The sequence below is a fragment of the Acinetobacter sp. YH16038 genome (assembly GCF_013417275.1).
Classification (GTDB): Bacteria; Pseudomonadota; Gammaproteobacteria; order Pseudomonadales; family Moraxellaceae; genus Acinetobacter.
The window spans coordinates 104575-128696 of sequence record NZ_VPEG01000003.1 but is presented as its reverse complement, the minus strand read 5'-3'; the positions used below and the strand labels follow the sequence as shown (position 1 = coordinate 128696).

At 42.7% G+C, this 24122-nt stretch carries 22 protein-coding genes; 12 read left to right on the top strand and 10 right to left on the bottom strand.

The genetic code is table 11. The features are described 5' to 3' along the window. Nucleotides 1–88 precede the first annotated feature (88 nt). Entirely contained in the window at nt 89–1537 is a 1449-nt protein-coding gene (aspA, locus tag FTV34_RS01235; protein ID WP_180068529.1) for an aspartate ammonia-lyase, read from the bottom strand. Between the two features lie 414 nt (nt 1538–1951). Between aspA and putP the strand changes: the two genes are divergently transcribed. After that, entirely contained in the window at nt 1952–3466 is a 1515-nt protein-coding gene (gene putP, locus FTV34_RS01230; protein ID WP_180068527.1) for a sodium/proline symporter PutP, read from the top strand. Nucleotides 3467–3520: 54 nt separating this feature from the next. Here putP and FTV34_RS01225 read toward each other — a convergent pair whose 3' ends face one another. Beyond that, on the bottom strand, nt 3521–4018 hold the full coding sequence (locus FTV34_RS01225; protein WP_180068525.1) for an Lrp/AsnC ligand binding domain-containing protein: 498 nt from the start codon (nt 4016–4018) through the stop codon (nt 3521–3523). A 118-nt stretch (nt 4019–4136) separates the two neighbouring features. Between FTV34_RS01225 and putA the strand changes: the two genes are divergently transcribed. The 4 genes from putA to FTV34_RS01205 all read left to right on the top strand — a co-directional run bounded on the left by putA (nt 4137) and on the right by FTV34_RS01205 (nt 10565). After that, complete coding sequence (putA, locus tag FTV34_RS01220) at nt 4137–7892, top strand: trifunctional transcriptional regulator/proline dehydrogenase/L-glutamate gamma-semialdehyde dehydrogenase (RefSeq protein ID WP_180068522.1); 3756 nt, start codon at nt 4137–4139, stop codon at nt 7890–7892. A 179-nt stretch (nt 7893–8071) separates the two neighbouring features. Beyond that, nucleotides 8072–9154 carry a tRNA (uridine(54)-C5)-methyltransferase TrmA gene (trmA, locus tag FTV34_RS01215; protein ID WP_180068520.1) on the top strand — a complete coding sequence of 361 codons (1083 nt, stop codon included), beginning with the start codon at nt 8072–8074 and terminating at the stop codon, nt 9152–9154. 241 nt (nt 9155–9395) lie between these two features. Further along, nucleotides 9396–9620 carry a hypothetical protein gene (locus FTV34_RS01210; RefSeq protein ID WP_004786091.1) on the top strand — a complete coding sequence of 75 codons (225 nt, stop codon included), beginning with the start codon at nt 9396–9398 and terminating at the stop codon, nt 9618–9620. Between the two features lie 381 nt (nt 9621–10001). Further along, on the top strand, nt 10002–10565 hold the full coding sequence (locus FTV34_RS01205) for a lecithin retinol acyltransferase family protein (protein ID WP_125278319.1): 564 nt from the start codon (nt 10002–10004) through the stop codon (nt 10563–10565). Between the two features lie 106 nt (nt 10566–10671). On the opposite strand, the gene FTV34_RS01200 is transcribed toward FTV34_RS01205, so the two are convergent. Together FTV34_RS01200 and FTV34_RS01195 are read right to left on the bottom strand one after the other, a co-directional pair. Further along, complete coding sequence (locus tag FTV34_RS01200; protein WP_180003192.1) at nt 10672–11583, bottom strand: bestrophin family protein; 912 nt, start codon at nt 11581–11583, stop codon at nt 10672–10674. 66 nt (nt 11584–11649) lie between these two features. Then, the gene (locus FTV34_RS01195; RefSeq protein ID WP_180003190.1) at nt 11650–13377 is read right to left on the bottom strand and encodes a glutamine--tRNA ligase/YqeY domain fusion protein; all 1728 of its coding nucleotides are present in this window, start codon (nt 13375–13377) and stop codon (nt 11650–11652) included. Between the two features lie 430 nt (nt 13378–13807). On the opposite strand from FTV34_RS01195, the gene FTV34_RS01190 reads away from it, so the two are divergent. Then, the gene (locus FTV34_RS01190) at nt 13808–14317 is read left to right on the top strand and encodes a peptidylprolyl isomerase (RefSeq protein ID WP_004786097.1); all 510 of its coding nucleotides are present in this window, start codon (nt 13808–13810) and stop codon (nt 14315–14317) included. A gap of 119 nt (nt 14318–14436) precedes the next feature. After that, nucleotides 14437–15162, top strand: a complete 726-nt coding sequence (locus FTV34_RS01185; protein WP_180068518.1) for a UDP-2,3-diacylglucosamine diphosphatase — start codon at nt 14437–14439, stop codon at nt 15160–15162. Between the two features lie 37 nt (nt 15163–15199). Here the strand turns inward: FTV34_RS01185 and FTV34_RS01180 are convergent, their stop codons facing one another. Beyond that, nucleotides 15200–15418 carry a hypothetical protein gene (locus FTV34_RS01180; protein ID WP_004786100.1) on the bottom strand — a complete coding sequence of 73 codons (219 nt, stop codon included), beginning with the start codon at nt 15416–15418 and terminating at the stop codon, nt 15200–15202. Between the two features lie 652 nt (nt 15419–16070). Continuing rightward, entirely contained in the window at nt 16071–16865 is a 795-nt protein-coding gene (hpaI, locus tag FTV34_RS01175; RefSeq protein WP_125278322.1) for a 4-hydroxy-2-oxoheptanedioate aldolase, read from the bottom strand. A 245-nt stretch (nt 16866–17110) separates the two neighbouring features. Between hpaI and nfsB the strand changes: the two genes are divergently transcribed. Both nfsB and FTV34_RS01165 read left to right on the top strand, forming a co-directional pair. After that, a complete protein-coding gene (gene nfsB / locus FTV34_RS01170) occupies nt 17111–17764 on the top strand; it encodes an oxygen-insensitive NAD(P)H nitroreductase (protein WP_166136614.1) in 654 nt (217 codons plus the stop codon). A gap of 107 nt (nt 17765–17871) precedes the next feature. Further along, nucleotides 17872–18099: a hypothetical protein gene (locus FTV34_RS01165; protein WP_004786112.1), complete on the top strand. Its 228-nt coding sequence runs from the start codon at nt 17872–17874 to the stop codon at nt 18097–18099. On the opposite strand, the gene FTV34_RS01160 is transcribed toward FTV34_RS01165, so the two are convergent. From FTV34_RS01160 to FTV34_RS01145, 4 genes are all read right to left on the bottom strand, one after another. Further along, on the bottom strand, nt 18062–18916 hold the full coding sequence (locus FTV34_RS01160) for a DMT family transporter (RefSeq protein ID WP_034702593.1): 855 nt from the start codon (nt 18914–18916) through the stop codon (nt 18062–18064). The two genes, FTV34_RS01165 and FTV34_RS01160, sit on opposite strands and share 38 nt — an antisense overlap. Nucleotides 18917–19001: 85 nt before the next feature. Continuing rightward, a complete protein-coding gene (gene fba / locus FTV34_RS01155) occupies nt 19002–20039 on the bottom strand; it encodes a class II fructose-bisphosphate aldolase (protein ID WP_104426189.1) in 1038 nt (345 codons plus the stop codon). A 120-nt stretch (nt 20040–20159) separates the two neighbouring features. Beyond that, nucleotides 20160–20438, bottom strand: coding sequence for a hypothetical protein (locus tag FTV34_RS01150; protein WP_180003184.1), 279 nt, complete (start codon nt 20436–20438; stop codon nt 20160–20162). 149 nt (nt 20439–20587) lie between these two features. After that, nucleotides 20588–21775 carry a phosphoglycerate kinase gene (locus FTV34_RS01145; RefSeq protein ID WP_034702596.1) on the bottom strand — a complete coding sequence of 396 codons (1188 nt, stop codon included), beginning with the start codon at nt 21773–21775 and terminating at the stop codon, nt 20588–20590. A 141-nt stretch (nt 21776–21916) separates the two neighbouring features. On the opposite strand from FTV34_RS01145, the gene FTV34_RS01140 reads away from it, so the two are divergent. The 3 genes from FTV34_RS01140 to FTV34_RS01130 are packed head-to-tail and all read left to right on the top strand — an operon-like array spanning nt 21917 to nt 24087. Next, nucleotides 21917–22300, top strand: a complete 384-nt coding sequence (locus FTV34_RS01140) for a DUF2237 family protein (protein ID WP_034170328.1) — start codon at nt 21917–21919, stop codon at nt 22298–22300. Beyond that, nucleotides 22300–22893: a nucleoside triphosphate pyrophosphatase gene (locus tag FTV34_RS01135; protein ID WP_180068516.1), complete on the top strand. Its 594-nt coding sequence runs from the start codon at nt 22300–22302 to the stop codon at nt 22891–22893. Before FTV34_RS01140 ends, FTV34_RS01135 begins: the two co-directional genes overlap by 1 nt. Before the next feature lie 24 nt (nt 22894–22917). Then, nucleotides 22918–24087 carry a cupin domain-containing protein gene (locus tag FTV34_RS01130; protein WP_180068514.1) on the top strand — a complete coding sequence of 390 codons (1170 nt, stop codon included), beginning with the start codon at nt 22918–22920 and terminating at the stop codon, nt 24085–24087. Nucleotides 24088–24122 lie beyond the last annotated feature (35 nt).

Sequence of the window (24122 nt, the reverse complement as noted above, 5' to 3'; positions counted from 1 at the left end):
TAGATGAAAATGCCCCAAACCCACAGACGGGATTTGAGGCAAATGGTTAAAATCAGCACAAATCTATATTCGGCTCATCCTTAAACTTTCAGGATACCTGTTCCCATTGATTCATCATTGGGACTTCTGAAACCAGATTTTCAAAGGCAAAAATTTCATCCAGCTGAATTTCACTTAACAAACCCAGTTCCAGCACCACTTCGGGTACAGTTTTATTTTCACGAATACATTGCTTGCCAATTTCATCACAAGTGGCATGACCTAAAAGTGGTTCCAGTAAGGTGATAATCCCGATACTGCGCATCACTGCATTTAAACAGTTCTGTTCATTGGCCTGAATCCCGGCAATACATTTTTGTTGTAGGGTCTGCATACCTTGAGTTAATAATTGGATGGATTCATTTAAGGATACTGCAATGACCGGCTCCATAACATTAAGCTGTAATTGCCCTGCTTCTGCTGCCATTGTTATAGTCAAGTCATTTCCAATCACACGAAATGCAATCTGATTGACTACTTCTGGAATGACCGGATTGACCTTGGCTGGCATGATAGAAGAACCTGCCTGCAATTCTGGCAAACGGATTTCTGCCAGACCGGTACGTGGGCCAGAACTCAAAAGACGCAAGTCATTACAGATCTTGGATAATTTAACAGCCAGACGTTTCAGACTGCTCGATAGAATAATAAACACACCACAATCGCTGGTCGCTTCGACATAATCTTCCGCGCCTTTTAAAGGCAGGCCGGTAATTTTCGCTAAAGTGTGTACTGCATGTTTGGCATAACCATCAGGAGTATTCACGCCGGTTCCAATGGCGGTCGCACCCAGATTCACTTCCAGCAATAACTGACGCATTTGTTCTATCAGCTTCAGGTCTTCCTTTAATAGAGTCGCGAAAGCACGGAATTCCTGTTCCAGGGTCATTGGAACCGCATCCTGTAACTGGGTACGCCCCATCTTGATCACATACTGAAACTCTGATGCCTTGCTATATAAAGTATCAATCAACGATTTTTGCACATGAAGCAGTTCATCCAGACGTGTATATGTCGCTAGACGTAGTGCCGTGGGATAGACATCATTGGTGGATTGCGAAGTATTCACATGATCATTTGGATGCAGGATATGGTAATCGCCTTTACGATGCCCGAGCAATTCTAGCGCCCGATTTGCAATAACCTCGTTTGCATTCATATTGATAGAAGTACCGGCTCCCCCCTGATAAGGATCAAGCGGAAATGCTTCCTGCCAGTCCTGAGGTTGATGAATCAATTCATCACAGGCTTGTTGAATAGCACTACTTTGTTGTTCTGATATTTTCTGAAAATGTAAATTCGTTTGTGCTGCTGCTTTTTTAACTTGCGCCAATGCGCGAATAAAGTGTGCTTGCTGGCCTACTGCCAGACCTGAAATCTGAAAATTCTCAATCGCACGCAAAGTATGAATACCATAATAGCTGTGCTGGGGAATTTGTTTTTTCCCCAATAAATCCTGTTCAATTCGACTTGATTCTATTTGCAACATATTGTCCATATCATATTACTCTTAGCAATGATGCACCATTCAGAATGGCGTTCCTTCACTATGAAGAGAGGCACTAAAAACAAATAGAAGTGATTTAAGCAGGATTTGAAACAAAATATGACTAATTCGAGCTTGTTGTTAGTTTTGTAAAGTTGTGTAATTAAAATACAAAAGTTCAATGAATTTAACCGTTTATTAAAATTACCTATTTTTCTTCAAAACCATGTGTAACTTTGCGTTTTACAACCCTCTACTAATTCTGCATTTTTATAAGAAAATTCTTAATTTACACAAAATATACATAAAAGCTGATCAACTGTTACAGAGTGTAATTTTTAAACCGTGTTTGAATCACTGCCCTGTAAACGCAGTTCAAAAAATCATCCCGGATGATGATGTTCAAAATTTAAGGATACTCTGCCTATGAGCTCGCTAAACCCGACACTGATTACTTTTATGTTTTATATCGTCGCCATGATTGGGATCGGTTTATACGCCTATCGTGCGACGTCCAATTTTGATGAATATATTCTGGGTGGGCGAAGTCTGGGCAGTGTAGTGACTGCGCTTTCCGCAGGTGCTTCCGATATGAGCGGCTGGTTGCTGATGGGTTTACCCGGAGCCATTTATCTGTCTGGCCTGTCTGAAGTCTGGATTGCGATTGGCCTGATTATTGGCGCCTGGCTGAACTGGTTACTGGTTGCTGGCCGTCTACGGGCGCATACCGAGTACCAGAACAATGCCCTGACCCTGCCGGATTATTTCACCAGCCGTTTTGCGGATAAGAAACGGATTTTACGCTTACTATCAGCCATTGTGATTTTGGTGTTCTTTGCAATTTACTGTGCTTCCGGCATGGTCGCAGGTGCACGTCTGTTCGAAAGCCTGTTTGGCTGGGATTACACCACGGCGCTCTGGCTTGGTGCAGTGGCTACGATTCTATATGTGTGTATTGGCGGCTTCCTGGCAATCAGTTGGACCGATACGTTTCAGGCAGGATTGATGATCTTTGCCCTACTCATTACACCGATCATTACCTATTTGGCATTGGGTGATAATGCTCAACAAGTAGGTGCTCTATTAGAAACCGCCCGTCCACATGCATCCAATATGCTGGAAGGTCTGAGTTTTGTGGCAATTATTTCCAGCCTAGCTTGGGGCTTAGGCTATTTTGGTCAGCCACATATTCTGGTGCGCTTTATGGCGGCAGATTCGGTTAAAACCATTCCTGCTGCACGCCGGATCGGGATGGCCTGGATGATTCTGTGTCTGGTGGGTGCGATGTCTACGGGCTATATCGGAATTGCTTATTTTGCGGCAAATCCTGACCTGCCAGCTGCTGCAATCGTGAACCAGAATCCTGAAACCGTGTTTATGGAACTCACTAAAATTCTGTTTAATCCATGGGTAGCAGGTATCATCTTGGCGGCAATTCTGGCTGCGATTATGAGTACATTGAGCTGCCAGTTACTGGTTTGCTCGACCACCCTGACTGAAGATTTATATAAAGGCTTCCTGCGTAAAAATGCGTCGCAAAAAGAACTGATCTGGGTCGGTCGTGGCATGGTGATTGTGATTGCCTTGATTGCAATTTTATTGGCCATCAATCCAAACAGTAAAGTTCTGGGTCTGGTGGCTTATGCCTGGGCTGGCTTTGGTGCTGCCTTTGGTCCACTGATCATTTTCTCATTGTTCTGGAAACGCATGACCCTCAACGGCGCGATTGTCGGCATGGTGGTGGGTGCTGTAACCGTAATTGCCTGGAAAAATTATATGGGTGATACTGGTCTGTACGAGATCATCCCGGGCTTTATTCTGGCTGCGCTGAGCATTGTGATTGTGAGTCTATTGGATAAAGCGCCAAGCCACGATGTAGTCAATCGTTTTGAACTGGCAAAAGCAGAATATCAGAAAGAAATGGCTGAAATGAATAAATAATCTTTCTATTTCAAATTAAAAAGGGACTTTATGTCCCTTTTGTTTTGTCTGAATTTATACCTTAGCTTTAGCCGGCATTTTCAACTTGATCCGCTGGGTTTCCTTGATCACTTCCATGACCGGATAACTACGGGTTTCTTTTACCCCTGGCAGTTGCCACAAAATATCACCGGAGATTTTTCGAAATTCATCCATATTGGCACAGCGGATTTTCACCACAAAATCGAAGCCACCACTGATCATATGACATTCCACGATATCGGGAATATGCTGTACCGCCTCGGAAAATTCTTCCAGTACATTCGGTGTGGTTTTATCCAGCAGGATTTCGACAAAGACCACAAAACCGTTATTCAGCATAATTGGATTGAGCCGCGCTTCATAACCGAGAATAAACCCCTCCTTGGTTAGTTTTTGTACACGCGCCAGTACCGCAGTCGGTGATAGATTCACCATTTCGGCCAGTTTAATATTGGAAATTTTCGATTCAGACTGCAGCAAATCAAGAATGCGAATATCTATTCGGTCAAGGCTTAAATAAGGGCTATTCATTAGAATTATTCTCTAAAAATGATACAAACTATAGTGAGATATTCATCAATTATTTTGGGATTATAGATTAAAACTCATTCAACTCAAAGAACCGATTGACGCAGTACAGGAAGTCACTATGTCCACCACATTACGCCCGAATTCGCACTCGAATGCAGTGAAGCAATCGAATTACATTGCTGAATTTAAGGATAAAAACCAATACGAACAGCGCATCAATACCGCATGGCGACGCGCCGAATCCGAATGCGTGGAAACACTGCTGGAACATAGTGAAATTTCTTCAGAACTGACAGATAAAATTCAGCGCCTGGCGTTTGATCTGGCACATTCCCTGCGCGAGCGTAAAGGTTCAGGCGGTAAAGCCGGTATCGTACAAGGACTGCTTCAGGAATTTTCGCTCTCTTCTCAGGAAGGGATTGCCTTGATGTGTCTGGCAGAAGCTTTGCTGCGTATTCCGGATACGGCAACCCGTGACCTGCTGATCCGCGACAAGATCAATCAGGGCAACTGGAAAGAACATCTTGGTCAAAGCCAGCTGATGTTTGTGAATGCAGCAGCTTGGGGATTGATGCTCACCGGAAAACTGATGGAAACGCCTCAGCAAAAAAGCCTGTCGAGCTTATTGACTGGTCTTTTAGCACGTAGTGGCCGTGGCATTATCCGTAAAGCAGTTGATGTCGCGATGCGCATGATGGGTGAGCAGTTTGTCACTGGCGAAACCATTGATGAAGCCCTGAAAAATGCAGAACGTCTGGAAGAAAAAGGGTTCCAATATTCTTATGACATGCTCGGTGAAGCAGCGCTGACCGATCCGGATGCAGAACGCTATTATCAGGATTATCAGGATGCGATTCATGCCATTGGCAAGGCATCAACAGATAAGGATGTTTATAACGGTCCGGGAATTTCTATCAAACTGTCTGCACTGCATCCACGTTATCAGCGTTCGCAAATGGATCGCGTCAATGATGAACTGTATAGCAAAGTCCTGAATCTGGCAGTTCTGGCGAAAAACTATAATATCGGGCTGAATATTGATGCCGAAGAAACTGAGCGTCTGGAAATTTCCTTAGAGCTTTTAGAACGCCTGTGTTTTGAACCTGAACTCAATAACTGGAAAGGCATTGGTTTTGTGATTCAGGCCTACCAGAAACGCTGCTTCTATGTCGTGGATTACATCATTGATCTGGCTAAACGCAGCCAGAAACGCCTGATGATTCGTCTGGTGAAAGGTGCGTATTGGGATAGCGAGATCAAGAAAGCCCAGATCGAAGGTATGTCTGATTATCCGGTATTTACCCGTAAAGTGCATACTGACCTATCCTATATTGCCTGCGCACGTAAACTACTGGCAGAGCCGGACTATATTTACCCGCAATTTGCGACACATAATGCGCAGACTGTTGCCACGATTTATCAGCTCGCTAATCCAGACCGCTATTATGCCGGTCAATACGAATTCCAATGTCTGCATGGCATGGGTGAACCGCTATATGAAAATGTGGTAGGTGATAAAGCGGCTGGAAAACTTGGTGTTCCATGCCGGATCTATGCGCCGGTCGGTAACCATGAAACCCTACTGGCCTATCTGGTTCGTCGCTTGCTAGAAAATGGCGCGAATACCTCTTTCGTCAATCGCATTGCTGACAAGAGTTTAAAAGTCGAAGACCTAATTGAGAATCCGCGTCAAACCATTTTAAAAGCAGCTCAACAGGAAAATGCCTTAGGTGCTAAACATCCGCAAATCCCTTATCCAAAAGATTTATATGGTACTTTACGATCAAATTCGTTTGGTTTGGATCTGGCCAATGACGCAGACCTGCAAGCCTTAAATGAAGTTGCAACTGACTTGGCGAATAGCCAATTCCAGGCTGCGGCGATGGGTACTGCATTTTCAGAACTAGATACTAGCAATGCTATACAGGTTATCAATCCAGCCCAGCATCAGGATATCGTCGGTACCGTTTATGAAGCAACGACTGAACAGGCAGAAATTGCCCTGATCCAAGCTGCCAATGCACAACATTTCTGGGCCAATCTGCCAAAGAATGAACGTGCCGCCTGTCTGAATAAAGCCGCCGAGCTGATGCAGCAACGCCTGCTGCCCCTGATGGTTCTGCTATCGCGTGAAGCTGGTAAAACCTATGCCAATGCCATTGCTGAAGTACGTGAAGCGATTGACTTCCTGCGTTATTATGCTGGCCAGATTTCAGATCTGTCTGAAAATGTCCATATCCAGCCTTTGGGCACCGTACTGTGTATCAGCCCTTGGAACTTTCCGCTGGCGATTTTCACCGGCCAGATTTCTGCAGCATTAGTAGCGGGCAATACGGTAATTGCCAAACCGGCTGAGCAGACTCCGCTAATTGCTGCCCAAGCTGTACAAATCCTCTGGGAAGCTGGCATTCCACAAGATGTATTGCAACTGTTGCCCGGCCGTGGTGAAACCATTGGTGCCCAGCTGAGCCAGGACTCCCGCATTCAAGGCATCATGTTTACCGGCTCTACCGAAGTAGCAAAAATTCTGCAAAAAACTGTAGCCAAACGGTTAAACCAGTTTGGCGAAAGTGTGACCCTGATTGCCGAAACTGGTGGTCAGAATGCCATGATTGTCGATTCATCTGCATTGACCGAACAGGTGGTGCTGGATGTGGTCAACTCTGCTTATGATAGTGCTGGTCAGCGTTGTTCCGCCCTGCGTGTATTGTGTGTACAGGAAGATAATCTGGACACTGTACGTCATATGTTAAAAGGTGCCATGCAGCAGTTGCGTGTTGGCAATCCAGTTCTGCTCAAAACTGATATTGGTCCGGTCATTGATGCCGAAGCCCAGCAGAACATTCAGAAGCATATTGATCAGATGCGCAGCAAAGGCCATAAAGTCCATCAATTGATGTTTAATCAGGATGCTTATGAACTGGCTCAAGGCACCTTCATTCCGCCTACTTTAATTGAACTGCCAAACCTGAATGATCTGGAACGTGAAGTTTTTGGTCCGGTGTTACATTTGATTAGCTATAAAGCTGGCCAACTGCCACAGTTGCTAGATCAGATCAACACTAAGGGTTATGGCCTGACTATGGGACTACATACCCGGATCGATGAAACCATGCAGACTGTGATCTCGAAAGCACATGTCGGCAACCTGTATATTAATCGTAATATTGTCGGTGCAGTCGTTGGGGTACAGCCATTTGGTGGTGAAGGTCTATCCGGCACTGGTCCAAAAGCCGGTGGTCCACTTTATATTTACCGTTTAATGCATCAGGTATCCGAGAAAAAGTTAGCTCAACCTTATGCGATGAATTCTGCTCAGGCAACGCTTGAAAATCCATTACTACAGGAATTTAAAGCTTGGGTATATAAAACTTTCCCAACGATTTCCTTAACCACTCCGGCTAAAATCACAACTGGGCACAGCTTTAGCCTACAAGGTCCAACAGGTGAAGAAAACCAGTACATGATCTTGCCACGTGAAAGTGTATTATCTCTGGCAACGAATGATGCTGATCAGATGCAACAGTTACTGGCGATCTTATCGGTTGGTAGCCGCCCGGCCGTACTCGCAGACAATACTTTTATACTCAAGTATCTGCAAAGCATGCCCGCAAGTGTAGTGAAGGCCATTAAAGTTATCAAGGATATTGAATCGGGTGAATTTGAAGCTGTGCTGCATCATGGCGAGACTTCTGCATTGCTTGATCTACAGCAACGCATTTCAACACGGCAAGGAGCTATTGTAGGTATCATACATTTAAGCTCTGGAAATTATGAGATTCCAGTGGAGCGTTTCGTGATTGAACGTGCAATCAGTATCAATACCGCAGCTGCAGGTGGCAATGCCAGTCTCATGACCATGTCAGGCCTATAAACAGCTTTAGTACTTAAATTATTTTAATTCCTTTCCTCTTATGGCCAAATCTCTCCCCTTTGAAGATTTGGCCTTTTTTTAACTGCTTTTCAAGCCTGTTTCCCTGAATAGTCTTAGGCAGAACAGCAATTTTTTGCTACCATCTTGGCTTTCAAAATATTTGCGATTTTTTACTGCATATGACCTCATCTTATCAGCAACAACTGGATGCCAAAGTTGAACGCATTAGCGCGCAATTTGCCGAATATCAACCACCTGCCCTTGAAGTATTTGAGTCGCCTGAACAGTACTATCGCATGCGTGCTGAATTCCGGATCTGGCATACTGAAGATGACCTGTTCTATGCCATGTTTGAACGTGATCAGAACAATAACAAGAAAGTGATCCGTATTGATGAGTTCCCTGTGGCTGACCGCAGTATTAATGACTTAATGCCGCAATTGCTAGAAGCCTTCAAAGCCGATGCAACTCTGGGCCACCGCCTATTTGAAGTGCATTTCCTGGCAACACTAAAAGGTGAAGTACTGGTTTCCCTGATCTATCACCGCAAGCTGGATGAAAGCTGGGAACCTGCAGCTAAAGCACTGGCTGAAAAATTGAAGATCAAGCTGATTGGTCGTAGCCGTGGCCAGAAATTTGTCTTGAGCGATGAGTTTGTCGTAGAAGAACTCACTGTATTTGACCGCAAATATCAGTACAAACAGATCGAAAGTAGCTTCACCCAGCCGAATGCACAAGTCTGCCAGAAAATGCTGGAATGGGCATGTAATGCCGCGCAGCAATCTGATAAAGATCTCTTAGAGCTGTATTGTGGCAATGGTAACTTTACCCTGCCACTCTCCACCCGCTTCCGTCGTGCATTGGCGACTGAATTGGCCAAGTCATCTGTCTATGCAGCTGAATGGAATATCGAACAGAACGGTATCGACAATATTCAGGTAGCACGTCTATCTGCTGAAGAATTTACGCAAGCTTTTAATGGTGAACGTACTTTCCGCCGTCTGCAAGAAGCCAATATTGACCTGTCAACTTATGACTTCGATACGGTATTCGTCGATCCCCCACGTGCAGGGATCGATGATGAAACACTGAAACTGCTACAGCGCTTTGAACGAATCATCTACATTTCTTGCAATCCGGACACATTATATGACAATCTGAAACAACTTTCCCAAACCCATAAAATTACCAAGTTTGCCCTGTTCGACCAGTTCCCTTATACCCACCATGTAGAGTCAGGCGTACTGCTGGAAAAACGCTAAAAATATTGTTTCAATTTATTTTTTTGTTACATAAATGGAGCTTTTGTTAGCTCCATTTTTATACATAAAATTAGTAACTTATCCATGAATTATCTTGTTTCAATCAAATAATATCGTTCAAAATGTCTTCTGCAATCGAAAATTTGAAATACTGACTGCTGCTTTTATCACATAGGTCCTATTGCTTTATTTATTAAATTGGATATATTTCACCCTATGTTAGGTTGTGTATGAAGGCTCTATGAGTTTCTGGCAGAAGTTGTTTTCAGATGAACAACAAAATGAACACAAGAACCAGATTGCTTGTGTTGAAAATGATTGCTCTTGCAAGACAAATGAACAGCTCCTTGAAGCACTGTCTAAAGCAACTGATGAAGATATCATTATCGGAATCAAAAAAGTTCTAGCTTCTCGCGGTTATAGCCGTAAAGAACTCAATGAACTTCAACACCTGCCGCTGCAATAAGCAGCTTAGGTCTTGATAAAAAGCATTTGCGTACGCCAATGCTTTTTTTATATCTATCATTTGGATTTTTGCCTATCCCTCTTTGCTCTTCATTAGATGGAACCTACTCCTTATATCTAAATCTAAGTGCCTATATCTTTATTTCTTTTCAAATATGCAGATAAATGACTTTTCATATTTACTTAGGCTATTTAAACATTATAATTTTAGATCTATCCAATCAGTTCACATACAGCATTTATAAGGTTCGAGAAATTTAAGGATGACTGTCTAGACAACGAATTCTGGATAGAATTAAGTTCTAAAACATCGATTAATTCACAAAAAAACAGTACACTTGCTGTTTAAAATACACTTGTTATTAAATGGCTTAATCTTTACATGCAGCGAACTAAACGGTTTCCCATAGGTGCGCATCTTATGGTTAAACATTTCGGTTATACTCATCACGGGATTTATGCCGGGCGTGGTCGTGTCATCCACTATTCCGGTTTTGCACATTTATTTAAGAAGCATCCAATTGAAATTACCTCAATTGAGAAATTCAGCAACGGCAAACCGATTCAGATCCAGTATTATGCCTCAGCAAAATACAAAGGCCGTAAAGTCGTTCGCCGTATGCGTTCCAGAATGCATGAAAATAACTATCACCTGATTATTAATAATTGTGAACATCTCTGTACCTGGGCAATCACTGGTGTAGAAAGCAGCCCACAAGTCATTCAGATGATGAATCGCCTGACGACGATCGGTTATATCAGCTCCATGATGAGCTTTATGAATAGCCTTTTCCTGACCTTGACGACCACCTGTTTCGCTCTAGCTCTCTATATCAAGAAAAAGCTACGTGACAAGGCCAAACAACGTTTAGAGCAATATCGTGAGCTACATGAGCAGGTTAAAAACAATAGCCCAGATCTTGGCAATCATTTAAAACATCGTTAAGGTTTTAGTTTCTTGCTATTAAAGTTTTTAAGACGGCTATTTAAAAATAAGATGACTTTCATTTGATTTATTGAATAATTAACTTGTCGATAAAATCGATTTAAACCTAAGTTAAATAAGCTTTTTTAGCTTTAATCGCTTCAGGTAATTCTTGTCCTAAAGAACTCAGGGTTTCACGTTCGATCAGTCTCACAATAGAGTCTAAAGGCAGATCATTATCCTGAAATCCAAAAGGCTCTTCCAGTTCTGCACTCAGCTCATCTAACCCTAACAGCATATAGGCAATCAGGCCGACCAGAATCGGAGTCCATAAACCAAGACTGGCTTCCAGACTAAATGGCAGGATAAAGCAGAAAGAATAAACAGCACGATGCAACAGCACCGAATAAGAAAAGGGTAACGGCGTCGACAGGATCCGGTCACAACCCGCCTGTATATCGCCTAAAGCCACTGTATGCTGATTCAGATTGTTATAAATAATGTCTGTAATCTTGCCTTGTTTGTAGAGCAAAACCAAATCTTTCTGGATCTGTTCCAGTACCCATTGTGATGCATTGATATGCGTGGGCAATTGTTCAAATGCAGCAACTTCAAAACCAGTATGGGTCTGGTAATGCTGAATACTTTGCTGTTGCTGTCTCAAACGGTCACGTAATAAATGAGTAAAGAGCATCATTCGATACAACAGGATTTCACGTGACTGATCATCAAGCACGTAACTATCACGACATAAATGACGTGTGGTAGCAATCAGCGCTCCCCACAGCTTACGCCCTTCCCACCAACGGTCATAACAGGCAGTGTTACGAAAGCTGAGAAAAATTGACAGAATCACCCCGAAGATGGTAAAGCCAATGGCCGGCACTGCAGGAAAGCTAAAAAAATGCGCCTGACGCAGATAGACCAGCAAGCCTGAAAGAAAAATTACCAGCCCCAAGGCAGGCAGAACTTTAGGCAAAATTGTGCCATGCCATGCAAACAGCAGACTAAAGCTATTACTTTTATCACGAACAATCATTCATTCTTTCCTGCCACGATTGAAAAAGCCCAACCGGAGTTGGGCTTTTTAGGGATTTAGCTTAAATTATTTGCCAGGTTTAAAGCTGTCTTTCAAATCTAGAATACGGTTGAACACTGGTTTGTCGCTTGAATGATCATATTGATCCGCTACGAAATAGCCTTCACGTTCAAACTGGAAACGATCTTCCGGTTTTGCCTCAGCCAGCGCAGGCTCAATAACTGCTTGAACCACTTTCAATGATTCAGGGTTCAGATTCGCCAGGAAGTCATCCCCAGTTTCTGGATCAGATTCAGTGAACAGACGATCGTAAATGCGAACTTCGGCAGGAATACCTTTGGTTGCAGATACCCAGTGAACTACACCTTTTACTTTACGGCCTTCAGGATTTTTACCTAAAGTTTCAGGATCGATTGAGCATTTCAATTCAACCACTTCACCGTTCGCATCTTTAATCACTTCATCACATTTGATGACATAAGCATGACGAAGACGCACTTCACCGCCCGGAATTAGGCGTTTGAAGCCTTTAGGTGGCTCTTCTTCAAAGTCTTTATGGTCGATATAGATTTCTGAAGTGAGCGGAATAATACGTTCGCCCATATCTACGTTTGGATGACGTGAATGAGTCAGATCCATATCCGCTGGCAAATTGGTTAAAGTCACTTTCAGTGGATTCAATACTGCCATACCGCGAGCTGCAGTATTTTCTAAAGATTGACGGATGCAATATTCAAGCATTGCTACATCAACGATACTGCCATCGACTTTAGATACTCCTACACGCTTACAGAAATCACGCAGACCTTCAGGCGTGAAACCACGACGGCGCATACCGACAACAGTCGGCATACGTGGATCATCCCACCCGTTAACATAACCGCCTTCAACCAGCTTGCGCAGCTTACGTTTAGACGTGATGGTGTAATCAACATTCAGACGGCTAGATTCGTATTGACGTGGAACTGATGGCGATTTAACTTTTTCCACCACCCAGTCGTAGAATGGACGGTGATCCTGGAATTCCAGTGTACAAAGTGAATGCGTAATGCCTTCAATCGCATCTGATAATGGATGCGCATAGTCGTACATTGGATAAATTTTCCATTTATCGCCAGTTTGGTGATGCGCAGAATGCAGAATACGATACAGGATCGGATCACGCATATGCACATTTGGCGAGTTCATATCTATCTTGGCACGCAATACCGCTTCGCCTTCAGCATATTCACCAGTGCGCATTTTTTCGAAACGCTCGAGGTTTTCTTCCACAGTCGCATCGCGTTGTGGCGAGTTTTTACCTGGCTCTACAAAGTTACCGCGGTTCAGCTTGATCTCTTCCGGAGTTTGCAGATCCACATAGGCATCGCCCTGTTCAATCAGTTGAATTGCCCATGCATATAACTGGTCAAAATAACTTGATGCATAGCGTGGTTCACCATTCCACTGGAAACCTAGCCATTTTACATCATTGGCAATTCCATCCACATATTCCTGCTCTTCTGCATCCGGGTTGGTATCATCAAAACGCAGGTTACACAGGCCACCAAATTCTTCAGCAATACCGAAGTTCAGGCAGATCGCTTTTACATGACCAATATGCAAATAACCATTTGGTTCAGGCGGGAAACGGGTGACCACTTGCTGGGTACGGCCAGCTGCTAGATCGTCAGTAATCACCTGACGTACAAAGTCTAAGCCTGGTTGTTGTTCCTGCTGCTGCGCTGAATCGACTGCATTCTTATTTTGGGTCGGGTTGTCGGGCAGAGACGTCACAACATCATTTGGCTTCATGATTAATCATTCACTTCTAAAGTTAAAAAGGGATTAATGAATATGCAGTAGCTCACGCGGTCTAACTGTATTCACTAAATAAAGGTTCTTTAGTTTAACTATAGGTGAATGATCTCTCAACCGTTAACTTAGGTATTTGATTTCAATTCGTTCATTTTCAAATTGGAAAATACAATAGCTTACCAAATCGTAAAATATCCGCTTTTGACTGAGCCAGCAGATCAGTGCATGCTCTTAGGGTCAGACAAGCTTTATGAAGACGCATGATCTAGAAGAAATGACTTTGTAAATCAATGCATAAATAAGATACGATTTTTATGTTTTTAACAAAGAAAATTATGTTTTTGCTTGCCTTGTCGATTGTAGTTTGCTTATGCTTCCTTCATTCAGAAAAAACCATGGCATTAGTCCATGATTAGGAGATTACACAATGAGTTTTCCTCAAGTCGAATTAAACACCAATAAAGGTCGTATTGTTCTTGAATTAAACGCTGAAAAAGCACCTAAAACAGTAGCTAACTTCTTGCAATATGTACGTGACGGTTTTTATGACGGCGTAATTTTCCACCGCGTTATTGATGGTTTCATGATCCAGGGCGGCGGCATGGATGAAAACTTCAAAGAAAAAGCAACACGTGATGCGATTGAAAACGAAGCTGACAACGGTTTAAGCAACGATGTAGGCACCATTGCAATGGCACGTACTCAAGCACCTCACTCTGCTTCTGCTCAGTTCTTCATTAACGTGAAAAACAACTCTTTCCTTAACCACACTGGTAAAACTGCACAAGGTTGGGGTTATGCCGTATTTGGTAAAGTAGTTGAAGGCATGGACGTTGTTGATGCAATCAAAGGCGTTCGCACTGGCAACCGTGGCTACCACGCTGACGTTCCTTTAGAGAACGTTGTGATCGAATCTGCAAAAATCATTTCTGAGTAATTTTAAATTCTCCCTAACCCTCCTTTAATAAAGGAGGGAACCACCATTTTTAAAGATGGTTTTTCTCCTCACTTTTGCAAAGGGAGGTCGGGAGGGATTAAAAAATAAGGAAAAGATTCGTGACCTATCTGTTTATCTCAGATTTACATTTGTCACCTGATCACCCTCGACTCGTTCGGGGGTTTTTAGATTTATTGGCAGCTTATCAGCATAAAAATACCCAACTGTATATTTTGGGCGACTGGTTCAATGCCTGGATTGGAGATGACTACACTGCTCCCTGGCTGGATGAAATCGTCAGTGCTTTAAAACAGTTTAATCAAGCCGGCAATCAAATCTATTTTCTCGTCGGTAACCGTGACTTTGCCTTAGGCCAAGATTTTCTGGATCAATTTTCCGGACAGCTTTTACCTGAAATGACCAGTTTAAATATCGGTTCGATCCGATACCGGATCGAACATGGCGATGCACTCTGTACCGATGATGTGTCCTATCAACGTTTCAGAAAAGTCATCCGTCATCCCTGGATTTTAGGCTTTTTAAGAAAAATGCCTCTTAGCTTTCGAGCCAGACTCGCCAACGGTTTCCGCAAGAAAAGCCATGAAGCACAGCAATTGAAAAGCTATGAGGTTATGGATGTAAACCCATCTGCGGTAGAAGCAGCACTCAAAGAAGCAGATGTGCTAATTCACGGACATACTCACCGCGCTGCAATCCATGATGTAAATGGTAAAAAAAGAATTGTTTTAGGAGATTGGAAAGCTGATTATGCTGAGATTTTAGAGCTGGGCAGCTCGGATATTGATATTCATAACATTCAGCTAAAAATCTGGTATTACCCATAAAAAAAGCAACTGCGAGTAGTTGCTTTTTATATTTTATTTAACTTAAACGGTATAACTGGTTAAAACCAGTATAGAAACTTTTACCATCCAGATTAAATGGATATTGTTCACCATTTTCAAGTTCAATCATCTTGCCCACATTGACCATAATCATACCATTGATGGTATTTTGCTGACGTTGCATTGGTACAACTTTGACTTGAATTTCACAACCATTAATGGCGGTCGCGATAGACCATGTATTTAAATTTTTCAAAATATTCACTCATAATATGAGCTTTTTGTGATTAAACAAGGAGAGCTATAGACTAAAAATAAATCTTATTTCTGGGTTTGCTAGAGTTTTTTTAACAGGAAAACCTGTCTTTCGTGTATCACAATCAGCTAAAAATAAACCAGCGAAAACAGTATTCGCTTTAAAGTAATTATCTTATAACTCTTTTTTGACCAAATAGCAAAATTACATTGTAATGACATATGTCAAGAGTAGTATTTTTCAGATGCTTTTTCGCCTATCTGAATGTCCAGTAAAGAAGTATTTCAACATATAAAACAAACCGATCAACATCATGATACTAAAGCCAGAGATCAAATCACCTGAATCAAGAAAGTTTAAAACTGCCAGATATCCACTAAGCAATGTATAAGTCAGCATTAAAGACGAATAAGATACGTTGCCCTAAATGATAACGTTGTTGTTTTTTTGCTCATGGATCTGTTTTTGCTGCTCAAAAAATATATCAATTTCTTCTGGTTTCATTTTACAATCCCACCCATCTTATTTTTTAAACTACTATAGCTAAAGTAAATAAAAAAGCTCTGACAAATCAGAGCTTTTATAAAATATCTTCTATGTAAGTAATCAATATTGAGAAACCACAATTTACGACTCTCTGATATTTTTATAATCAATAACCGCCTTCTGACTTGATGACTTCAGCATCAGGTTTATATTTCGCCAAAAGTTCACGAAGCGAATTCATCAGAACACTGGTATCAACCCCTACTGCAACGAACTCAGTTCCAAGCGCCAGATATTTCTGGGTAGCTTCATGCTGAGTCGATAAAATCCCAGCAGCCTTACCTGATGCACGAATCCGCTGAATAGCGTCTACTACTGCTTTTTGTACTTCAGGATGGTTCGGATTCCCCTGATAACCCATAGTCGCTGAAAGATCTACCGCCCCAATAAATACACCATCAATCCCCTCAATCTTGAGGATTTCATCCAGATTTTCCAGACCTGTCACCGATTCAATCTGAATTAACAAACAGATATTTTCATGAGCAGTCTGATAATAATTCGGGATACTGTTCCAGCGTGTCGCACGTGCCAGCGCAGCACCCACACCACGAATTCCTTCCGGTGGATAACGGACTGCTTTGACCATTAATTCGGCCTGCTCCACAGTTTCTACCATAGGAATCAATAAGGTCTGTGCGCCAATATCGAGTAACTGCTTGATCAGTTGTACACTGCCGATTGGTGGGCGTACTACAGCTTGAGATGGATAAGCAGCGATACTCTGTAATTGAGAGAGCGTTGTTCTTAAATCGCTTGGGGCATGCTCACCATCAATCAAGAGCCAGTCATAGCCCGCATTTGCCGCAATTTCTGTTCCATACGCGTCAGCCAGTCCGACCCACAAGCCAATTTGCTGCTGCGTCTTTAATTTACGTTTAAAGTAATTGGTATATTGCATCGGCCCACCTATCTTGCATGCTATTGCCTGAAGTTCTTATTAAACTCCTGTTACCAGAAACTGCCAATATACAAAAGCTTGCTTTTTATCTGATTTAACTCTTAGTTTTTCATAAAATTTCACTCAAGATTATATAAATATAAACTTTGCCGATGATGTTTTTATTGTAATAATCTTTTGATCAGAAAAATCTAGATGCCTAAAGCATATTTCTAAACGCCTTATCAAAAGATTGGAGTCCATCAATGGATTTACTCAAGATCGCTCAAACCCGTTATACCACTAAAGCTTATGACCCTAACAAGAAGGTTCCAGCAGAACAATTTGAACGTTTATTAGAAATCTTACGCCTGACGCCATCTTCGATTAACATTCAGCCTTGGCATTTTTTTATTGCCGACAATGATGCCGCTAAACAGCGTATTGCCAAAGCACTAGTTGGAACTTATGCCTACAATGCTCCCAAAGTGCTGGACTCTTCACATACCATTTTATTTTGTACCAAAGCCGATATTGACGAGTTACATCTGGACAATCTGTTAAATCGTGATGATCTCAGTGGTCGTTTTAAAGATGAGAGCGCCAAAGAAGGTCAAAAGAATACCCGTACCGGCTATGTACATTATTATCGTAATGAAAAAGGTGATATTCAGCGCTGGGCAGAAAACCAGACCTTTATCGCGCTGGGACAAATTCTATTAGCTGCAGGAAGTGAAGGGATTGATGCCACTCCGATCGGTGGTTTTGATGAAGACATTCTGAGTGAGGAATTACAGTTAGCTGAACAGGGCCTGATTCCATCAGTACTGCTTACTTTAGGTTATCGCAGTGAAAATGATTTCAATGCCAAATTACCGAAATCCCGTCTGCAAGCTGAAGATATTTTCACCAAACTGTAAGCATTTTATGTTATAAAAGGGGTCTAGTGCCCCTTTTCTTGTCAATTTGGGCCTAATTTTTGCTTTATTCTCCAAACATCCAACTAGAATAACAATTAGAGGTACCCATGTCTGTTTTACCATCCAGCTCTTTAAAATTCGAATGCAAACACTGCGATAAGATCTATTTACATCACTATGCTAATGCCCAGCATCGTTATCCGCATTGTCCAGACTGCAAACAGGCAGGCTTATTGCTTGGACGGGCTGAAAAAGAAGACCTGTTACGTTATCCGCTTGAATTTGCATCTTCCTATGTTAAACAGACATTGCATATGCTAGGCAAACAACACTAATCACACCTAGAATCAACCCGATCACACTTGCAGGTTTGAGTCGTTCTTTAAAGATGAGCAATCCTGCAATCACACCAAAAATCACCACCAGAATATTCATGCCCGCAAATACAATCGCTGGCGTATCTTTGAGCATCATGTGTGCTTTGACGTAAAAAGCAATATTGGCAAAGTTCAACGCACCCAATAACAGACCGAAACCAATATCCTTGCCAGAACCCAGATGACGATATTGCAGCAGCAGATAGATCATCGACAGAATCATGGCGCAGATAAACATCAAGTTCAGTGCCACAGCAAATTGTAGACCAAGGCTGGTGGTATATTTCAACAAGACATCAATCAGTGCATAACCAAACCACACCAGACCCAGAAAAAACATTCCCTGCCTGGAGCTTTCTGATGCCTGACGGTGTGAGAATAGAATGCACAGTACGGAACTTATGCCTAAGACAATACCCAGCATCTTGAGCTGGTTAAATTGTTCCTGAAAAATGAAATAAGCAGCGGCCAGTGATAGTACAACCGATAATCGCTGGGCAATTTCAGTTTTTAAGATCCCTGCTGTTTGTAATGACTTGGCCAGAAACAGGAAGACACTCGGTAATAAAACGCCAAGCGCCAGAATCAGTAGCCATGGAGTCTGACTCATGGAAATATGCTGGATGTCTGGCTTGAACCAGAAAAAACACAATACGCTGGCTGTAACATAATTCCAGCTAATCATGTGGATGGGGCTCAAGCCTCTATTTTTAGCAATTTTTAAGAGTATCGAGACTGCAACACTACATAATGCTGCAATAAAAATCAGTTCCATATGCTGCTCTTATTCTTCATCTTTATTTATATATAAAAAAGCCCACATTCGCTGTGGGCTCTTCTTATAAATTATTCACAAGGAATTATTTATAACGCTCAACCATTTTCTCTAAAGAGATTGGACGAATCTTGTCTGCATTACCTGCAGTACCAAATGCTTCGTAACGGTCGATACAGATTTGCTTCATTGCATCTACAGTTGCGCTGAAGAATTTACGCGGATCGAATTCGCTTGGTTTTTCAGCCATCATACGGCGCATTGCACCTGTAGACGCTAAACGCAAGTCAGTATCGATGTTGATTTTACGAACACCGTGTTTGATCGCTTCAACCAGTTGCTCAACAGGAACACCATAAGTTTCTTTGATGTCGCCGCCATACTGATTAATCACAGCCAGCCATTCTTGTGGCACAGAGCTTGAACCGTGCATTACAAGGTGAGTATTTGGCAGTGCTTCATGAATTTCTTTAATGCGGTCAATTGCAAGAATATCGCCTGTAGGTGGACGAGTAAACTTGTATGCACCGTGAGAAGTACCCACAGCAATGGCTAATGCGTCAACATTGGTATCTGCAACGAATTGACGAGCTTCTTCAACTGAAGTTAGCAGTTGAGAATGGTCAAGTACGCCTTCAGCGCCTACACCATCTTCTTCGCCTGCCATACCTGTTTCAAGGCTACCCAGACAGCCGATCTCACCTTCTACTGAAACGCCACATGCGTGTGCCATTTGTACAGTACGGCGAGTCACATCAACATTGTATTCGTATGAAGTTGGTGTTTTACCATCTTCACCCAGTGAGCCGTCCATCATGACTGAAGTAAAGCCTAACTGGATTGAACGTTGACATACGTCAGGGCTAGTACCATGATCCTGGTGCATTACCACTGGAATATGTGGCCATTCTTCAACTGCAGCCAAGATAAGGTGACGTAAGAATGGTGCACCTGCATATTTGCGAGCACCTGCAGATGCCTGCACGATTACAGGTGAATTCGTTGCATCTGCTGCGAGCATGATTGCGCGCATTTGTTCTAAGTTGTTTACGTTAAACGCTGGTACGCCGTAAGCATGTTCGCCGGCGTGATCCAAGAGCTGGCGCATCGAAATAAGAGCCATAATATCCTCCCAGGTAATGGGCCATATTCTACATGTTCAACTATTGCAATACAGCCAAAAAATACAATATTTTATAAAAAATCCCTGCAAAAGCAGGGATTTTTACTTGCATAGTCTGAGTTATGGTGTCATAGGCTCGGAAGCGCCTGATACAGATTGATCTACAGTCGCAGCATCTGCAGGTGCATTGGCAATTTCAGCTGGAACATCTGTATTTTTTTCATCCAGAACCGGTTTATCAATTGCATCAATTGCGGCCTGCTGTTCCGGACTAATGAACTCTTCATTTACAGCTGTTGTATTTTCTACGTCCTCGGCTGGTGTATTTTCCTGCTGGGTACAGGCAGTAAAAATAAAAGATGCTGCCAGCAATGCAGCTAAAGTGAGGTGCTGTTTCATCAAAAGATCTCATCTCCATACTCTATTGTCTGCATCTTATGACAGCTTTATTGCACTTTAATGAATCAGTGATGAACAGATCTGGAATAAATAAGCGATAAAAATAAAAAAGCTGGCATCAAGCCAGCTTTTTACATTAGGACATGCGATTAAGCACGTTCTAATAATACCGCAACTGCAGGAAGTGTTTTGCCTTCAACGAATTCAAGGAATGCACCGCCACCAGTCGAGATGTAGCCAATTTTGTCAGCAACTTCGTATTTGTCGATTGCAGCTAAAGTATCGCCACCACCAGCAATCGAGAAGCCTTCAGATTCAGCAATTGCTAAAGACAGTGCTTTAGTACCTTCACCGAACTGATCTACTTCGAATACGCCGACTGGACCATTCCAAAGAATTGTTTTAGACGTTTTCAGGATTTCAGCAAATGCTTTTGCAGTTTCTGGACCAACGTCAAGGATCATGTCATTGTCAGCAACGTCTTCAACTTTCTTCACAGTCGCTTTAGCCGCAGCCAATGAACCCAGGAAGTCATCAAAGTTGATTTCAGAGGCATCAGCAACCACAACATCAGTTGGAAGTGGAACTGAAACTTTTGCTGCAATGGCTTTCGCTGTATCGATCAGGTCATTTTCACACAATGATTTACCCACATTGTAGCCAGCAGCTGCAAGGAACGTATTTGCAATACCACCACCGACGATCAATTGATCACAGATATCAGACAATGAAGTCAAAACATCAAGCTTGGTAGAAACTTTAGAACCCGCAACGATCGCAACCATTGGTTTTTCAGGCGTTTTCAATGCACGGCCAAGAGCATCTAGCTCAGCTGCCAATAAAGGACCTGCTGCTGCTACTTTAGCTAAACGAGCGACACCTTCAGTTGATGCTTCTGCACGGTGTGCAGTACCAAATGCATCCATCACGAATACGTCACAAAGTGCTGCATATTTTGCTGCAAGTTCAGGATTGTTTTTCTTTTCACCTACGTTGAAACGGCAGTTTTCCAGTAAAACCACTTGACCCGGCTGAACTTCAACACCGTCCAGATAGTCTGTGAAAAGTTTTACTTCCTGACCCAATGCTTCTGTCAGATAAGCTGCTACAGGTGCAAGAGACTGTTCAGCCTTCGGCTCACCTTCAACTGGACGACCAAGGTGTGAATACACCATGACAGCCGCGCCCTTTTCTACTGCAGCTTTAATTGTTGGTAATGCAGCACGTAGACGCGCATCGCTAGTGATTACACCATTTTTAACCGGTACATTTAAATCTTCACGGATCAGAACACGTTTACCCGTCAGGTCAAGGTCAGTCATACGCTGAAAGTTCATTGTAGAGCTCTCTTTATAGATATTAAAAACGAGGCGATTTTAAATGATTATGCAGAAAAAGGTTAGCATCTTTTGCAGAAAACATTATGAATGCCAAAGTTTTGTTATGATAGAAAAAAGCTTCTTCCAGATTCAGTACCTATGTCGATACATCCTGATCCTAATCTTAACCGTCTTAATGTTCTGGGCGAGCCTTTGGCGAGCTGTTGTTTTGATCCCATTACTGGATATTTCCGTAATGGCTTTTGTCATACCGCACCTACCGATCTGGGACAGCACACTGTCTGTGCACAGATGACTTCTGAATTTCTGAATTTTTCCCAGAAAGTGGGCAATGACCTGATTACACCGTTACCAGAACTGGGATTTCCTGGACTGCAACCTGGTGATTTCTGGTGTATCTGCGTCACACGCTGGGTAGAAGCTTATGAAGCTGGACAAGCACCACCGATCAAGCTGCAAGCCTGTCACAAAGCTGTCCTCGCTTATGTTCCTCTCCATATTTTAGAAGAATACGCTGTCTAATGAATACCGCAAAAATCATCTTGGCTTCTTCAAGCCAGACCCGTAAAGAACTGATGAATCGTTTACGCCTTGATTACGTATCGGTCGTCCCGGACATAGATGAATCACCCCAAGGTGAAAATCATGCGGACGAATTAGCCAAACGCCTGGCTTTTGAAAAAGCTCGTCATGTCGCTGAGCAACATCCTGATGCGATTGTGATCGGTTCTGATCAGGTAGCCTGGCGTGAAGGCGCACCAGATATCTTTATGGGTAAGCCTTTAACAATAGAAAAGGCCATTCGCCAGCTGCAGGCCAATTCGGACAAGATTGTGTATTTCAGTACGGCTCTCAGCGTTCAGCAGAAATCTACCGGTTTTGAACGTACGCTGGTAGAACATTATAAAGTCAAATTCCGCAAACTGTCTCGAGCGGAAATTGAGCGTTATGTAGAGATCGAACAGCCGCTGCATTGTGCCGGTAGTTTTAAATGTGAAAGCCTTGGGATTAGTCTGTTTGAAACCATGATCGGTCAGGATCAAACTACCCTGATGGGTATGCCGATGATTCAGCTATGTAATATTCTGCGTGAGCTAAAGATTTTAGTTCCTTAATCTCCTTTATTTTAGGCTTTATTCATGTCCCTACCTCTAGACGTTTTAGGCGGTATTACCGCTGAACAATTCCTTGCCGAATACTGGCAAAAAAAACCGCTGCTGGTACGTAATGCCATGCCTGAAATCGCAGGCCTGCTAGAGCCTGATGATGTCATGGAGCTAGCACTTGAAGAAAATGTCACTGCACGTCTGATCAAGCAGAAAGATCGTGATCCAAATCAGTGGTCGGTCAAGACATCCCCTTTATTAAAAGCTGACTTCCAGAAGATGCCTAAGCTCTGGACTTTGCTGGTTCAGGCTGTGGATCACTATTCGTTCGACCTATCTGAACTCTGGAAAAAGTTTGCTTTTATCCCTCAATGGCGTCGTGATGACATCATGGTGTCTTATGCGCCTCAAGGTGGTTCAGTCGGTCAACATTTCGACTTTTATGATGTTTTTCTGGTTCAAGGCTATGGTCATCGCCGCTGGCAACTGGGGCAAATGTGTGATGCCGAGACCGAACTTGTACCGGGACAGCCATTAAAATTATTGCCAGAAATGGATGTGCATTTTGATGAAGTTCTTGCACCCGGTGATTTGCTGTATGTTCCACCCGGTCTGTCTCATTACGGCGTAGCAGAAGATGACTGTCTGACTTTCTCTTTTGGTTTCCGTATGCCAAATGTCAGTGACATGATGGACCGTGTAGGCGATAAATTTTCGGAAAATGAAGTCTTACGCAATCCATTGACTGACATTATTCGTGATCAAATTAGTGCTGCGGGTGAAGTCACAGGCAATGAACTTGAATATCTGAAAGGCAAAATTATGGAGCAGTTGCATAACTCCAATGTGCTTGAAGACGCCATCATGAGCCTGATGTCAGAACCAAAATATGAAGAGAATATTCCGGAGGCTGAAGAAATTGGCACAGGTGATCTGGAAGAAGCACTTGATCAGGGCTATAGCCTGATGCTTGAACCCGCTTCACGCCTGCTCTATACAGAAGAAGACGGTGAAACCTTGTTCTGGGCCAATGGTGAAAGAATCTGTATTTCAGAAGCATTTACTTCAAAACTGAAGCAGATTGCTGATGGTGCGCGTGTCTTATTGGATGAAGATTTCGCTGACGAAGATATACTGGAGGATGTTGCTGAGCTATTGAATGATTCTGTACTGATGCTAGTGCCACCGGCTGAAGAAGAGTAAGTTTTTATATCTCGGTCATTTTAAATCTATAAAAA